The sequence below is a fragment of the Edaphobacter sp. 12200R-103 genome, assembly GCF_010093025.1.
GTDB lineage: Bacteria > Acidobacteriota > Terriglobia > Terriglobales > Acidobacteriaceae > Edaphobacter.
This window is the reverse complement of sequence record NZ_CP048114.1, coordinates 443,261-457,581: the sequence shown is the minus strand read 5'-3', so window position 1 is coordinate 457,581 and position 14,321 is coordinate 443,261. Positions and strand designations below refer to the sequence as shown.

General features: G+C 57.4%; 13 protein-coding genes. 5 read left to right on the top strand and 8 right to left on the bottom strand.

Going from position 1 to position 14,321, the window contains the following annotated elements:
• Nucleotides 1-58 precede the first annotated feature (58 nt).
• Complete coding sequence (locus GWR55_RS02010; protein WP_162400763.1) at nt 59-1,522, bottom strand: hypothetical protein; 1,464 nt, start codon at nt 1,520-1,522, stop codon at nt 59-61.
• A gap of 157 nt (nt 1,523-1,679) precedes the next feature.
• On the opposite strand from GWR55_RS02010, the gene GWR55_RS02005 reads away from it, so the two are divergent.
• Nucleotides 1,680-3,611: a bifunctional homocysteine S-methyltransferase/methylenetetrahydrofolate reductase gene (locus GWR55_RS02005; RefSeq protein ID WP_162400762.1), complete on the top strand. Its 1,932-nt coding sequence runs from the start codon at nt 1,680-1,682 to the stop codon at nt 3,609-3,611.
• Nucleotides 3,604-3,864, top strand: coding sequence for an exodeoxyribonuclease VII small subunit (gene xseB, locus GWR55_RS02000; RefSeq protein WP_162400761.1), 261 nt, complete (start codon nt 3,604-3,606; stop codon nt 3,862-3,864). Before GWR55_RS02005 ends, xseB begins: the two co-directional genes overlap by 8 nt.
• Before the next feature lie 31 nt (nt 3,865-3,895).
• Here the strand turns inward: xseB and GWR55_RS01995 are convergent, their stop codons facing one another.
• The 4 genes from GWR55_RS01995 to dcd all read right to left on the bottom strand — a co-directional run bounded on the left by GWR55_RS01995 (nt 3,896) and on the right by dcd (nt 7,308).
• The gene (locus tag GWR55_RS01995) at nt 3,896-4,897 is read right to left on the bottom strand and encodes a polyprenyl synthetase family protein (protein WP_162400760.1); all 1,002 of its coding nucleotides are present in this window, start codon (nt 4,895-4,897) and stop codon (nt 3,896-3,898) included.
• Between the two features lie 118 nt (nt 4,898-5,015).
• Nucleotides 5,016-5,714, bottom strand: a complete 699-nt coding sequence (locus GWR55_RS01990) for a lipid-binding SYLF domain-containing protein (protein WP_162400759.1) — start codon at nt 5,712-5,714, stop codon at nt 5,016-5,018.
• Between the two features lie 300 nt (nt 5,715-6,014).
• A complete protein-coding gene (locus GWR55_RS01985) occupies nt 6,015-6,659 on the bottom strand; it encodes a response regulator transcription factor (RefSeq protein WP_162400758.1) in 645 nt (214 codons plus the stop codon).
• 94 nt (nt 6,660-6,753) lie between these two features.
• Nucleotides 6,754-7,308, bottom strand: coding sequence for a dCTP deaminase (gene dcd / locus GWR55_RS01980; protein WP_162400757.1), 555 nt, complete (start codon nt 7,306-7,308; stop codon nt 6,754-6,756).
• 276 nt (nt 7,309-7,584) lie between these two features.
• Between dcd and GWR55_RS01975 the strand changes: the two genes are divergently transcribed.
• On the top strand, nt 7,585-7,854 hold the full coding sequence (locus GWR55_RS01975; protein ID WP_162400756.1) for an HU family DNA-binding protein: 270 nt from the start codon (nt 7,585-7,587) through the stop codon (nt 7,852-7,854).
• Nucleotides 7,855-8,025: 171 nt separating this feature from the next.
• Here GWR55_RS01975 and priA read toward each other — a convergent pair whose 3' ends face one another.
• A complete protein-coding gene (gene priA / locus GWR55_RS01970) occupies nt 8,026-10,518 on the bottom strand; it encodes a primosomal protein N' (RefSeq protein ID WP_162400755.1) in 2,493 nt (830 codons plus the stop codon).
• A gap of 503 nt (nt 10,519-11,021) precedes the next feature.
• Here priA and GWR55_RS01965 point away from each other — a divergent pair.
• Entirely contained in the window at nt 11,022-11,336 is a 315-nt protein-coding gene (locus GWR55_RS01965; RefSeq protein WP_162400754.1) for a PEP-CTERM sorting domain-containing protein, read from the top strand.
• 91 nt (nt 11,337-11,427) lie between these two features.
• Here GWR55_RS01965 and GWR55_RS01960 read toward each other — a convergent pair whose 3' ends face one another.
• Both GWR55_RS01960 and GWR55_RS01955 read right to left on the bottom strand, forming a co-directional pair.
• Nucleotides 11,428-12,864: an esterase-like activity of phytase family protein gene (locus GWR55_RS01960; RefSeq protein ID WP_162400753.1), complete on the bottom strand. Its 1,437-nt coding sequence runs from the start codon at nt 12,862-12,864 to the stop codon at nt 11,428-11,430.
• A gap of 134 nt (nt 12,865-12,998) precedes the next feature.
• The gene (locus tag GWR55_RS01955) at nt 12,999-13,523 is read right to left on the bottom strand and encodes a hypothetical protein (RefSeq protein ID WP_162400752.1); all 525 of its coding nucleotides are present in this window, start codon (nt 13,521-13,523) and stop codon (nt 12,999-13,001) included.
• An 82-nt stretch (nt 13,524-13,605) separates the two neighbouring features.
• On the opposite strand from GWR55_RS01955, the gene GWR55_RS01950 reads away from it, so the two are divergent.
• Complete coding sequence (locus tag GWR55_RS01950) at nt 13,606-14,292, top strand: ribonuclease T2 (RefSeq protein ID WP_162400751.1); 687 nt, start codon at nt 13,606-13,608, stop codon at nt 14,290-14,292.
• The last annotated feature ends 29 nt before the right edge of the window (nt 14,293-14,321 follow it).

Below are 14,321 nucleotides of genomic sequence, written 5' to 3'. Positions count from 1 at the left end.
AAGAAGGATGGGAGATCGAAGCCGATCTCCCATCCTTTTGTCTTCCCGGCCTGAGCGGTTAGTTCGCAGAATTAGTGGCTGCATCCATGAAGGCGACGTCAAGCGCCGTTCCCTGGACCGTAAACTGCTTATTGTTGATCTCCGATCCGTCAACAGTGTTGAAGGCATGTACCTGACCACCGTAGGCCGTGTACATCTTGTGCCAACCCTGCACCCAGCACAGGCCGGTCAGGTCGCCATAGTAGTACTTGTTTTCGTTGGCATTGGGGTACGGCACACTCGAATTCGAATCGTTCGGATTGACATCCGGAACGACCTTCGCGGACTTCGCGCCGATATCATATCGCGTCAGGCAGTTGTAGTTCTGTTTCAGCTTGGCCCGCTCTCCGGTAGCGCAGCCCTGCGACCCGATCCAAAGGGTGTTGTCATCGCCCAGAAGCATCTTGCTGTGATAACCATCGGAGATGGAATACTGCCCCGTGACGGTGTTGGTGTTGAGATCCAACGTTGATAGGACGCCCGCAAATAAGCCGTCCGGCTGCAATTGCTGCCCCGCTATATAGAGTGTTGTGCCATCGGCAAGGACACTGGTTACGCCTCCAGGCACGGCAATACTTCCTGTAACAGGGGAGTTGTAGGGCGTCGAAGTCGGGTAGTTATCCACGCGCAGCGCATCCTGCGGGATTGTGGTGAGGCCGGCGGTATTTCCGCCGCACTCCGGTCCGCAGTTCAGAACATAAGCTGTTGTGCCGTCGAGTGAGAAGTAGGCTCCTACAGGCCGGTCGAGGCTCGGCTTGCTGGCGCTGTCTTGCACTGGCACTACACACCATACGGGAACGGCATAAGGCTGACAGTCGACCGCTCCGGGTACCGCTGCCTGGTTCTGATTCAGACGCAGCAGCCGGTAGAGCGTATTCGAGTTCCGCACCATCGCCAGCACCACGGAGTCGCCCTGGTTGACCGCAACGCGATACACGTTCGGCAGATTCAGGTAGTACGTCTGCCCATTGGTGTTGTCGATGACGGTCAGGACACCAAGCGACGAGACCGCAGCGTACACATGTTTGAAGTTGATGGGAACCGCCACCGAATCTGCTTTTGCCGGCAATTTTCCGCCGTCACCGGCAACCGCCTCTTTGCCATAGTCGATCCGCGTAAGGCTTCCGTCGGAGTTGGAGTAGACATAGCCCAGCACCTGTTCCGGGAAGTTGAAGATCATGTTGGGATACCCCGAGGCATACCCGGAGATGGGAAAGGTCGAGTTCGGATTAAAGATGCTGTTGCGAATGTCTCTTTCGGCATCAATCATCTGCAGAGCGCCCTGGGCTCCGTTGACCGTGATGCTGACCAGAACACGGGTGCTCAGCTTGCTTGGCGGAACGGGACGGTTCGCGAAGGTATAGTCGCGGAACTTGTAGTACCGCGTCCCGCAGGAGGTAAGCCCCAGAGTGACAAAGGCGATTACGAGGCCGCAGAACAACTGCGCGCAGAACGACGGGGAAAAGGGACTTCTATTCTTCAACGGTGACTGGCTCCGAACTGCGCTAAAAGTGTGGGGTTAGCGGCCACAACTCTACGGCAAAGTATAACAAAGCGAAGGCCACTGAAGGCTGGCTACGCACGATTTGGAGTCGCCTGACGCAGTGCCTTAAGATAGATGGATTAGACCGGTATTCCGAATGAGTGAAAATATCCTGTACCCGACCCACGGTTCAAAGGCTGTAGAACGACTGTTCCAGGGAGCTCCTGTGCTCTGCGACGGGGCCATGGGCACCATGCTTTATGCCCGCGGCGTCTTTATCAACCGGTCGTACGATGAGCTGAACCTTACGCAGCCCGAACTGGTCCGCGAGATTCATCTGGAGTATCTGCAGGCAGGCGCCGAGGTGATCGAGACCAACACCTTCGGTGCAAATTCCTTCCGGCTGGAGCACTTTGGACTTCGTGACAAGGTGCGGGAGATCAATCTCTCCGGTGTGCGACTCGCACGCGAGGCCGTCAATCAGATTCGCGATAAGCAGGGCGTCGAAGCCTTTGTGGCCGGCGCCATTGGTCCGCTGGGGGTCCGGCTGGAGCCGCTTGGCAAAGTCGGCCTGGACGAAGCACGGGCTGCCTTTGCAGAGCAGATCATCGCCCTCACCGAGGGTGGTCCAGGAGTCGGCGTCGATCTCCTGTCCATCGAGACAATGACCTCCTTGATCGAGGCCGAGCAGGCGATCGCAGCCGCACGTGCCGTCGCTCCGGGTATTCCCGTCATCGTAATGGTCACCGTCGACGAAGAAGGAAATTGCCTTGACGGAGCTACCGCCGAGACGGCAGCACGACGCCTCTCTGCAGCTGGGGCAGAGGCAGTAGGCTGCAATTGCAGTGCCGGCCCGGCAACCGTGCTCAGCGTCATCGAGCGTATGCGCCCGATGACCGATCTTCCGCTGGTAGCCATGCCGAACGCCGGAATTCCGCGGGCAGTAGAGGGGCGAACCATCTATATGACTTCGCCGGAATACATGGCCAGTTTTACCCGCAAACTGGTGAAGGCGGGAGCCTCTTTGGTGGGCGGATGCTGCGGTACGACGCCTAGTTACACTCGCGCGATGCGGAGCGCTCTTCGCGCGATGGATGCAATGGAGACCGGCGCCCAGGTGATGGAGAGCCGGTCCGAGACTCCTTCCGCCCCCAAGGTGACGCCTCCTCCCCTGGCGCAGCGCTCAAAGGTAGGCGCGATGATCGCCGCAGGCGAGTTTATCTCGATGGTGGAGATCGTTCCGCCGCGTGGGATCGATTGCTCACGCGAGATCAGGGGAGCGGAACAGCTACATAAACTGGGCGTCGATGCGATCAACGTGCCTGACTCGCCACGCGCCAGCGCACGCATGAGCGCGCAGAGTCTCTGCGTTCAGATTCAGCAGAAGGTCGGAATTGAGACGATCCTGCACTACACCTGCAGGGATCGTAACGTGCTCAGTATCCAGAGCGATCTGCTGGGAGCATCGTCCATTGGGCTGAAGAATATTCTCTGCCTGACCGGCGATCCGCCGAAACTTGGAAATTATCCGGATGCAACGGCGGTCTTCGACGTCGATGCGATCGGGCTGGTCAACATTGTTCGCAATCTCAACTGCGGATTGGATATCGGGAAGAACTCCATCGGGGAGTCCACCGGTTTTGCCATCGCGGTCGCGGCGAATCCCGGTGTGCCTGACATCGACCAGGAGGTAAGGCGCTTCGCATACAAGGTCGAGGCCGGTGCGGAGTTCGCCATTACCCAGCCGGTATTTGACCTTCGTGTGCTCGAGGAGTTCCTCAGGCGCGTCGAAGGATTCCGCATTCCCGTCATCGCGGGGATCTGGCCGCTGACCAGTCTCAGGAACGCCGAGTTCATGAAGAACGATCTGCGCGTCAGCATGCCTGACGAGATCATGGCCAGGATGGCCAGGACCAGTTCGCCTGAAGCCGCGCGCGCTGAAGGAATTCGCATCGCCCAGGAGATGCTGGCCGAAGCAAGGCCGATGGTGCAGGGCGTTCAGGTCAGCGCGCCGTTCGGAAAAGGAAAGTATCTGGCCGCGGCGCAGGTGCTGGGACTGACGGAAGGCGTGGAGGTTCCGCGTGGCTGACTTCGAGCGCAAGCTGACAGATCTGGAGGCAGTGGTCGGGAAGCTGGAACAGGGAGATCTTTCTCTCGAAGAGTCGGTGCGCCTGTTTGAGGAGGGTATGAAGCTCTCCGAGAGCTGTCGGCAGGAGCTCGAAGCCGCCGAGGGACGGATTCAGATTCTGATGCGTCAGGCGGATGGAAAACTGCAGCCACGTGACTTTGCCGTTGAGACCGATCTGGATGAGGAGATCGTCGACGATACGGAAGACGAATAGCTCGCTGGCCCCCGCTGGCGGTTTTGTCTGTTTAGCGGTCGCGGCTGGTGACGAAGCCAGGAACCCACAGCAGGGCCCGCTTGGCATCTGAGGGTGGCAGGTCGGCGATCGACTGGCGGGCGGCCTCGGCATAGGCGCAGGCAGTGTCCATCGCATATTCGATGGAGCCATGACGACGGAGGACCTCTATGATCTGGCTATGCGAGACGCGGGCGAAGCTGCGGTCCGCAAGCACGGTGCGGATAGCTTCGCGGTCGGCTCCTGTACCGCGCTCCAGGGCGTGAATGACGGCAAGAGTGGCCTTGCCTTCTCGAAGATCGCTGGCGACAGGCTTGCCCAGGACCTCCTCGGCGGCAGTCAGATCGAGGACGTCGTCGACGATCTGGAAGGCAAGCCCGAGATTGCGACCGTATTCTCCGAGCTGCGCTTCAATCACATTGGCGTCGCCGAAGTCGTGCGGCGTAATGGCCGCGCCAAGCTGCATGGAGACTTTGAAGAGACAGGCCGTCTTGCGATAGATCAGGTCGAAGTACTCTTCTTCGTTGATCAGGTGTCCAAGCTTTTCGATCTGCAACAGCTCGCCTTCGACCATCTGCTGGGTGAGCGAGATGAGCAGGTCCAGAACGTGGAAATTGCGCTCCTCGAGCGCCGAGGAGAAGGCCTGCATATAGAGCCAGTCTCCTGCGAGCACGCACTTGGAATTTCCCCAGGTCGTATTCGACGATGGGCGTCCGCGGCGCGTATCAGCCTCGTCGATGATGTCGTCGTGGACGAGGGTCGCGGTGTGCAGCATCTCAACCACTGCGCCGAGGCGAATACGGCTGTGGCCTGTAGAGCCAAGCGATTTCGCAGCAAGCAGCAGCAGTAGCGGACGGATGCGTTTGCCTCCGCCGGCGATCAGGTATTGCGCAATGTCAGTAATAACGGCGACGTTGGAGGCCGATTGTTTTGAAAACTCCTGCTCGATGGCAGCAAGGTCTTCGCGAAGAAGATCGAAGACTTCGGCAGCGGTCGCAATGGAGAGAGTGCTCACTCTGGATTCAGAGTAACAGGATGTCTATCGAACCGTTGAGCCGGCTCGAAAATCGCACGAAGATTTTCGAGCCGGACGCGTGGAGGGGGTTCGAGCTCCTCTCTGCTCTATGAGCGTTCTATTTGTCTGAGCGGGAGGCGACAAAGTACTTCGCTACGGTGCGAACGAATGGGCGCGCTACCTCAGGAGTAGCCTGGTTGCCTTTGAGGATCGTCTCGAATGGAATCGCATTGCCGTACATCACCCGCGTGTCGTCCTCATTCTGTGAGAGGACCGTACCATCCAGATCAATACCAGCAAAAAGCCCCTTGCTGCGTGAGTAGGTGAGCAACTCGGCGTTCATCTTCCAGTCCGTTCCGGCCTGCGCATTGCGTCCCACGGGGCCTGCAGAGGCAGCGGCATCGGCCCCGATCTTGAACTTGTTCTTCAGCATGTCCTGCATGCCTCGATCATTCATTGCCACAATGATCAGATCGGTCGCCTGGCCGCCGATCTGGAACCCGAAGCTCCCACCGGCAAGCTGAACGAAGACAGGGGCGCTCCAGCCGCGCGAGGTGCGACATGTCGCGACGCCCTGGCCATACTGGGCCCCGACGACAAAGGCAGCCTTCTTGAAGCTGGGAATCACCGCCACGCAGTTTGCGCCAGACAGAATACCCTCAGGGATACCCTTGTCAGGAGCAGCCATGATCTGGGTAATGACCGCCTGGGCGTCCTGGAGTCTTTCCGTCAGCTTAGTCCTGTCGCTTGCGGCGTATCCGACTGCCGAACTGGCCATCATTGCAACTCCGCACACAGCCACAGACCAATGCTTCATCCATCGTTCCATCATTCAAAAACCTTTCTTTTTTCGAGCTATACGAATAAATCGCCTGTTTCCAGTAGGATATTGGACGGATCCAACCCAGACAGCGTTGCTTTTCCACACCTTCCCACCAAAAACAAAAAAATGGGGGTTGTAGAGAAGTCGCCTGAATCGTCAGGCGCGCTCTCTACAACCCCTCTCCCAGGTCTGTGTTGCTTGTAGAAAGATTGCCTCAGCTGCCCGGTATCTACAACGGTACGGAGGTATGTAGACCTTCGCTTCCCAAGTTACCGGTAACCCATTGCATTGGTCTTACTTACGGACGAGGTTACGATTGACTGCCTGTACGCTGAGAGCGATTCGATTCTCCACGCCCATCTTCCGCATGAGCCGTCCTACGTGGGCCTTTACCGTGGCGGCGTCGATTCCAAGCGCCTCCGCAATGTCGCGATTCGGCCGTCCTGCAACCAGCAACTCGAGAACCTGCGTCTCGCGTTCGGTGAATTTCGGTTCCGGAAGTGGGCCTCTCCTCTCCCCTGCACTGGCTTCGAGCAGCCGCGCAAGAACCTTGCGCGGGGCCCAGACCGATCCGTCCAGCACAATCTCGATTGCCATGCGAATCTCGTTCTCGCGTGCGGTGTGGGAGAGGTATCCTTTGGCTCCTGCACCAATAACCTTCTGGATATAATCATGGTCTTCTTCAAGTCCGATGACGATAAGCCGGAGGTGAGGCCGGGAGCGGCGGAAGGTCTCAAGCAGCTCAAAAAGGTGGTCCGTGCAGGCAGCATCCACCAGAACGAGAGACACGCCAGAGGCATCCAGTGCGCCGGGACTGGCTACGGTCACCACTTCGGCGCCCCCCTGCTCGGATATGATGGTCTGCAACCCCACGACGCGCAAGGGATCGGTGGCGATCAGCCCGATACGGAAAGGCTCGTCTTGCTTGGTCTCAGTCATGGCCTCGAACGAATCGACAAGTCAAAAGCTAAAAACGTGCTGACGTGAAGAAGATCGTCTTCCGAAGAGACAGCACCTGGCGGGGCCCATGTTTCTAAAGCTTTGGCAGTACGATGCCCTGCTGCTTCTGATATTTGCCGCTGCGGTCCGCATAGCTGACCTCGCAAGGCTCATCAGACTGGAAGAAGAGGATCTGGCAAAGCCCTTCATTGGCGTAAACCTTTGCAGGCAAAGGAGTTGTATTGGAGATTTCGAGAGTGACAAAGCCCTCCCACTCCGGCTCGAAAGGGGTCACATTAACGATAATCCCACAACGGGCATAGGTGGACTTGCCCACGCAGATCGTCAGAACATCGCGCGGAATCTTGAAATATTCGATCGAACGGGCCAGAGCAAACGAATTTGGGGGAACAATAACGCTATCGGCGACCACCGTGACAAACGACCGCTCGTCAAAGGCCTTCGGATCGATGATGGCGTTGTTCACGTTAGTAAAGATCTTGAATTCGTCGGAGACGCGAAGATCATATCCATACGAAGAAAGACCGTAGGAGATGACGCCTTCTCGAACCTGCTTTTCACTGAACGGGGAGATCATTCCGTTTTCCTTCGCCTGCTGGCGAATCCAACGGTCGCTTTTGATGGCCACGCGGCTCTACTTCCCTTCTGCTTGAGTCTTAAAGATTACCTAGTATAAAAACGTTCGCTTAACAATTTATCGCGAGTTCAGCCTGCTTTATGGCAAAATAGGCCCCGGCGGTCCGCAGGTGTAGATTGCTTCATTAGATTCTTCATCTTACGGTAGCGTTCCGTCGTTGACAACGGGATTTCAACCTTTCTACTATCACGTTATTCGAACCAGGTCGTACAAGGTCTCAAACTTAAACAGTAAAAATTTACAGCCCTAAAGGACGGCGGCCCATACATGATCAAGCAGGATTTAGTACAAAGGGTTGTTGAACGCACCGGCCTTCCACGCACAAAAGCAGAGGCTGCGGTGGATGCTATTTTCGAGAGCATGAAGCAGACGCTGGTCGCTGGCGACCGCATCGAACTCCGTGGTTTTGGCGTGTTTACCGTCAAACCGCGCAAGACCGGTATCGGACGCAATCCGCGTACCGGAGCGGAAGTTACGATTGCCCCGGGCAAGGCAGTGCGGTTCAAGCCCGGCAAAGAGCTTCATCTGCTCAACTAACCCTGCCAAGGATCTCTGGCGCCGCCGAGCAACGAAAGAGTCCGCCGCATGGAAAGGTCTGACAATCAGTCTGTGCCTTTGGCATGGAGGTGGTTTTTCTGTGTCATCTGGCTCGATAGGTGACGAGAAGATCCATCTCTTATGCCATGAACAGCCGATGCCCGCCTCCTGCTACATCAGGTGTAGAGCGTCTACATCGACGACGAGACTCCGTCGTGGGATCTCGCGCGTCCCCGCAAACCGAAGCATCCCACGGAGAGCCTCACTCAACGCACTTCTGGTCTCGCCCTTGACGACAAAGTGGAAGCGATAAATTCGCTTAATACGCGAGATCGGGGCAGCTGCGGGGCCGAGCACCCTGACCTTGCCCAGGGTGGCTCCCCGGAACCATCGTCCCAGCTCTGCCGACCACCCCGTCGCTTCTTCGAATCGTTCGCTCTGAATCACCACATTGGCGAGCACACCGAACGGCGGATAGTGCATCCAGCGGCGGTACTGCATCTCTTTTGCTACGAAGCCGGGGTAATCGTGTTCCGCCGCAAACTTCACGGCGTAGTGATCCGGATGATACGTCTGCACCAGAACCTTGCCTGGAAGCTCTCCCCTGCCCGACCTGCCTGAGACCTGCGTCAGGAGCTGGAAGACCCGCTCGGCGGCGCGGAAGTCTGGCAGCCCCAGCGCGAAGTCCGCTCCCACGACTCCCACCAATGTCACCCCGTGAATGTCATGCCCTTTGGCAATCATCTGGGTGCCGACCAGCAGGTTGATCTCGCCCGCATGGAGACGGGCCAGCAACCGCTCCATGTCGCTTCGACCACGCACTGTATCGCGGTCCATTCGGCCGATGCGAGCATGGGGAAAGATTCCCTGCAGGCGCTCTTCTCCCTGCTGCGATCCCGCCCCCAGAAAATAGAGGTGCTCGCTCTGACACTTCGGGCACTCCCTCGGAACGCCCCGCCGGAAGCCGCAATAATGACACTCCAGCCGCTGCCCGGGCTGTGCAATCGCATCATCGCCGCCTACCGGCTTGTGATAAGTCATCGAGATTGCGCAGTTCTCGCACTCGATCTTCTCACCGCAGCCCCGGCACATCACAACAAACGAATATCCCCGGCGGTTCAAAAGAATGATCACCTGCTCACCGCGCGCAATAGTGGCTTCAGTCTCCTCGATCAGCCGTCGCGAAAACAGCTGCTCCTGGCCTGTCTCGCGAAACTCATTGCGCATATCCACCAGCTCAACCGCCGGCAGGGGCCTGTCGGCTACTCGCTTCCGCATCTCGATCCGCGTATAACGACCATTTTCTGCATTCGCCCAACTCTCAAGTGAAGGTGTCGCAGAACCCAGCACGACGACAGCGCCGTTCAGCTTGGCGCGCATCACGGCAACGTCGCGTCCGTGATAGCGCGGCGTCTCCTCCTGCTTGTAGCTCCCATCGTGCTCTTCATCCACGATAATCAGGCCAAGGTCGCGCACCGGCGCAAAGACTGCCGACCGTGTTCCAACCACCACGCGAGCTTCCCCTCGCCGGATACGATGCCACTGCTCCGCCCGCTCGTCCGGCGTCAACTGTGAGTGCAGCAGAGCCACCTCATCTCCGAACGCTGCCACCAGCTGTCCGGTCATCGCCGGCGTCAGCCCAATTTCAGGAACCATCAGCAGCGCCGATTTGCCTGCATCCAGCGCCCGGCGCATAGCAGCGAAATAGACGGCGGTCTTTCCACTCCCTGTCACCCCATACAGCAGATGCGGCTTGAAACCTTCCTGCGTCATGGCAATCGCAACTGAGCTGAGCGCCTCTGTCTGGACCTCGTTCAGGGTATGCTCATGGGCGTGTTTCTTGCCGTGCGCTGCTACACCACCGAAGTGAAACTCCTCAGCTGCATCCTCGATGCACACTAAGCCGCGTTTCACCAGGGTTCCCAAGGTCGACTCGGGAACGCCTTTACGCCCCAGCGATTCCTTGAGATCGCGAACCTGGATCCGTCCGCCTATAGCAGCCAGCTCAGCCAAGATGGCTGTCTGATTCGCATTGAGCTTCGGTAGACGGGCATCTTCGACAAGCACAGCCACCTTCACCAGACGTCGGGCATCCCGCTCTTCCGCTATGGCCTGGCGCAGCAGCCACTTCTTGCGGACCATGCCGTCCAGCAAAGCCTTATTGGCTCCAGTAGCCGAGCGCAGCGCCGACATCTTCGCAGCCTCGCCATTATCCAAATAATTCAGCACAGAATACTCGCGGTTTTGTTCCTCCGGACTTAGCCGGGAGCGCCGCGAGGCTCCACGCTCCGCGCCATCGTACAGAACCTTGCGACCGATCTCCGTGATGCTGTAAATGAAGTGTCGCCGGACCTCCGCACCCAGGGGAAGCATCCCTCGCAACACCTCGCCTAACGGAGCAAGGTAATACTGCGAGATCCATCTAGCCAATTCCATCAATTCATCAGGCAGCAAAGCTGCGTCATCGAGCACTTGCTGGATCGGCTTTATCTCGATGTCCTCCGCAGGAGTCTCTGTGTGCACTCGAATGACCACCCCCATCAGCTTTTGTCCGCTGAAAGGAACCAGTACGCGCGCGCCCACGAGAGGAACAGTTCCGTTGACCATGTAGGTGAAGGTCTGATCCAGCGGAACCGGGAGGGCAACTTCGCAAAACTGAGGCATCTTTCCAGCTTATCCGGTTCGAATCACGAGTGCGTATCGACCATTATTTCCTTTGAATTCAATACCGGGCTACTTCAGACTGCTTCTTTGCATCCATAAAGACATTCACCCCGGCGCCCTATACCGGGTTTCCTTTTTGGCAGATTGCTTGGGTTACTTATTCCAGTTCTATTGCCTGCCCGGCTTATTTATACCGGCGCGCGACCTTCGCGTTGGTGCCTTCACACGATGACGCGAAGGAGGCATCCATTATGAAAATGAAATTCATCGGTTCAAACAGTTTGATTAAATTCTCCTGTGTCGCTCTGACGTTGCTACCATCCTCGGGCAGAATCTATGCCAAGCCTTTTGGTAATACATTCAATTCCTGGCCATCGACGTTCAGTTTGCTCTCCGTGAAGACGGACTCTCCTTTGGAGATAGAGTCTCTCGAGCACTTCGACACCTTGCATACATCGGAGGTACTCCTTGCACGGAACGCAGACAGCGATTCCGGAGCGGATGTGACAGGGCTCCTGCTGTCGCCCTATAGTATGGGCGTGATTCAGGATGAGAGTGGGTCGCTGGAGCTGGGCTCACCGTTGAATGGCATGCTCCTGGCTCAAGTCGAGGCCGTTCCAGCACCGGAATCTTCTACCCTGTTTCTGCTTGGCCTGGGCCTGCTGGGGCTCGCGCAGGTTCCGATTCGAAGGCTCGCCAAAAGGTCCAGGGACCGGATAGAGCGTACCGAAGATGTTGGAGTAGAGCTCCGCGTGAGCGAGACTCCATTGACGGCACAGAATGCGCGCACCACGCAAGAGCATCCGTTCAATGCGTAAAGCGATCTCACCGCGAAAGGTGGAGAAGAGAAACAAAATGGGACGGCCCGCCATATAGGCGAGCCGTCTCTTCGATCTGCTGAAGCGCTGCTTACCAGCCGAATGGACTATCCTGGCCATGACCGAAGACGCCGCCCAGACCGGACAGTGGGCCTCCATGACCTTCCGGCTCATACTTCGATCCGCCGAGATCCGAGTCCGTGAATCCGAAGACAAAGAACTGGTTCGGATTTGAGCCAGCGCCACCGTCGTAGTCCTGCAGGAAGTCATTGTCGTTGGCTACCCACAAGGTGTGAACAGCCTTGCCATTCTGATGAAGATCCGGGCCGAATGCGAGACCTTCAATCTTGGCAGGCACCTGTGCCGAAGTGACACCGTTGTCTCCAAGCACCTTGACGATGTCTAAAAAGAGCGTCTTCGGAACCGCCACCGTGGCCGCGGTGTTGCCATCCATTCCGGCAATGTCCGTGGCTTTGTCTATATCGATCTTGAAGAGCTGTTTTACCTTTGCTTTGCTTCCGTCTCCAAGGCCCTTGCCATCACGTTCATCGACCAGGAACTCATGATTGTTCAGAGCCACGATATCGCTTACGCCGCTTCCGGTCGTGAGGAGATAGCCGTACTCGTGCACGGTCCTGCCACTGGCGATATCGATGAGCGCCATGCGCAGAAGGTTTGCGCCTGGCCCACCCGCATTGGTGTCCTCAATTGTGGCGGTCTGCAGAATCCCCAGCAGATGACGCCCGTCCGGGGTCAACGCCAGGCCCTCCATCCCCTTGTTTGGAACCCGTCCCGTCGAATTTGTTGCCTTCTCGTTATCCGTGGTTGTGCCGGGATGCGCGACGGCGAAGGCCCTAGGTAGGTCGAAGGTTCGGATGCGCTCCCCTGTGCGGCGCAGAAACTGGTATACATAGGGTCCGTACTCGTCGGAGATGAAGACAGTCAGGCCATCGTTCGAGACGCGAATGCTCTCCGGGTCGAGGCGAGCGTCGCGCACATAATCGGAGCTCTGTGAAGGATCGAAGTTGTCGGAGCGGCCTGTAAAATAGTGCCTCAAAAACGTGTTCTGCTTTGGCGCTCCTGCCGGCACGCCATACGCTGTGCCGTTGCCATAGACCAGAGGAAGCATGCTCCACAGCAGGGTCGTGTCTTCCAGCTTCGGCGTGATCATGTACGGCAACCCTGCCCCTTTATTCTTCGCCAGGTTCATCCGAATCGTCTGGATACGAGGAATGTAGGTCACAGTGTCATCGATCAGCGAGTTGTACGACACGGCGTTCGGGCCTCGATCCGGTACCGCTACAAACCTGTCGCCCGAGACATAGGCGATACCCGATCCCAGACCTCCCAGCAGATTCGCCGGTGCTCCATTTTCCAGAGTTCCGTTCAAACCCGAGAGATCCTTGTAATCACCTGCCGCCGAGCTGGTCAGGGTTCCCTTTGCAAGCAGCGAAACCTGTGCCTGCGCTGGAACCAGAGCCGCGCCACATACCAATGCCATAGACATCTGCAAGACTGTTTTTTTCATTAAGTCGCTCTCCTGAATTCTGACGAAGACTAAGAACAACCCAATGCAGCCAGGTAAACAGAGTGTGAAAATGCTTTAAATGCAAAAGACTGCGCATGGGAGCGCAGTCTTTTTCGTATCTCGCGGCTAAAGACTTATGCCGGTGTCTGGGATGAGATCAGCAGCAGGCTCACACTGCCTTCAGTGGAGCGCTTATGCGGTGTCATACGCGGGACAAAGAGATAGTCGCCTTTTTTGAGGATCACGGTCTTCGCGCCGTCACTCTCAGGCGCCAGCCACTCGCCTGGCTTGGTCTGATGCGCACCTTTGGGCGCTCCGCCGAGTTCGTACTTAGTTTCGCCGTCCAGTATCTGAAAGACGTGGTCACGCGTCGCGTGCCACTCAAACTCCTTGGCCGCCTTCTTCGTCTCTTGTGTGAGGATCATCAGCGTTCCGGGGGTGGTCAGGATATTTTTCGTTTCGTGGTTTACCGAAACACTTTTCACCTCGCTCGCCATCTTTGCAGCGGTGAATACTTCTATGCCACTCGCATCTGCGGTCTGTCCCATGGCGGAGCCTGCGGCAGAGGCATGTAGCATCGTGTCAGCAAAGGGAGAGACAGCGGCGGCAGCAATGGGAGCCGTCAGCAGAAAATTGCGGCGAGTCTGTTTATTAGCCATGCCCAGAAGTGAAACATATCTTTACAGCGATGCGCTACTGGGAATTGACGCCCAGTCCATAGCGGCCTGCTATCCTTCCCGCATGCAGAAGCAGATCATATCTCTCGCCTGCACCCTCGTCTTTGTGCTTCTCACCGGCTGCAACGCCCAACAGCCGATAGAGCATCCCGCTCAAGCTCCCCGCAGCACGGCAGATTCTTCCGTCGCAGCCCCAGCTCCGACAGGCCCACAGAACTTCGACTACTACCTGCTGAACCTCTCCTGGTCGCCGGAGTTCTGCCACTCGCACCCATCGGATATCCAATGCTCCCAGCATTCCACCTTTGTGCTGCACGGCCTCTGGCCCGAGAACAACGACGGAAGCTATCCCGAGAGCTGCAGCAGAGCGCCCGGACCTTCGGATCCATCGCAGTATAGCGACATCTACCCGGACGCCAGCCTCCTGCAGCACGAATGGAAGACTCATGGCACCTGCTCCGGTCTCACCCCAGATGCCTTCTTTCATCTCGCGCGAAGGGCGGTCCACTCCGTCGCCGTTCCGCAGACCTTTGCCTCTCTGGACAAACAGATCTCTCTTCCACCGGCGAAGATCCTCGGACTCTTCACTGAAGCCAATCCTGCGATTCCTGCCACAAGTCTCGCCATGACCTGCGGAAGCAATTACCTGACTGCCGTCGAGGTCTGCCTGGACAAATCACTGCGTGCGGTTGCCTGTAGCGGTATCCGATCCTGCCGTGCAAATACCGTACGCATTCCTCCGCCCCGATAACTTTGCACAAAAAACATAGGGGGAAGGTA

Bases quoted from the DNA above. Each gene is read 5' to 3' on its own strand.
- GWR55_RS02005 (WP_162400762.1), top strand. From the start codon at position 1,680: ATGAGTGAAAATATCCTGTACCCGACCCACGGTTCAAAGGCTGTAGAA.
- GWR55_RS01990 (WP_162400759.1), bottom strand. From the start codon at position 5,714: ATGAAGCATTGGTCTGTGGCTGTGTGCGGAGTTGCAATGATGGCCAGT.
- GWR55_RS01985 (WP_162400758.1), bottom strand. From the start codon at position 6,659: ATGACTGAGACCAAGCAAGACGAGCCTTTCCGTATCGGGCTGATCGCC.
- GWR55_RS01975 (WP_162400756.1), top strand. From the start codon at position 7,585: ATGATCAAGCAGGATTTAGTACAAAGGGTTGTTGAACGCACCGGCCTT.
- priA (WP_162400755.1), bottom strand. From the start codon at position 10,518: ATGCCTCAGTTTTGCGAAGTTGCCCTCCCGGTTCCGCTGGATCAGACC.
- GWR55_RS01960 (WP_162400753.1), bottom strand. From the start codon at position 12,864: ATGAAAAAAACAGTCTTGCAGATGTCTATGGCATTGGTATGTGGCGCG.
- GWR55_RS01955 (WP_162400752.1), bottom strand. From the start codon at position 13,523: ATGGCTAATAAACAGACTCGCCGCAATTTTCTGCTGACGGCTCCCATT.
- GWR55_RS01950 (WP_162400751.1), top strand. From the start codon at position 13,606: ATGCAGAAGCAGATCATATCTCTCGCCTGCACCCTCGTCTTTGTGCTT.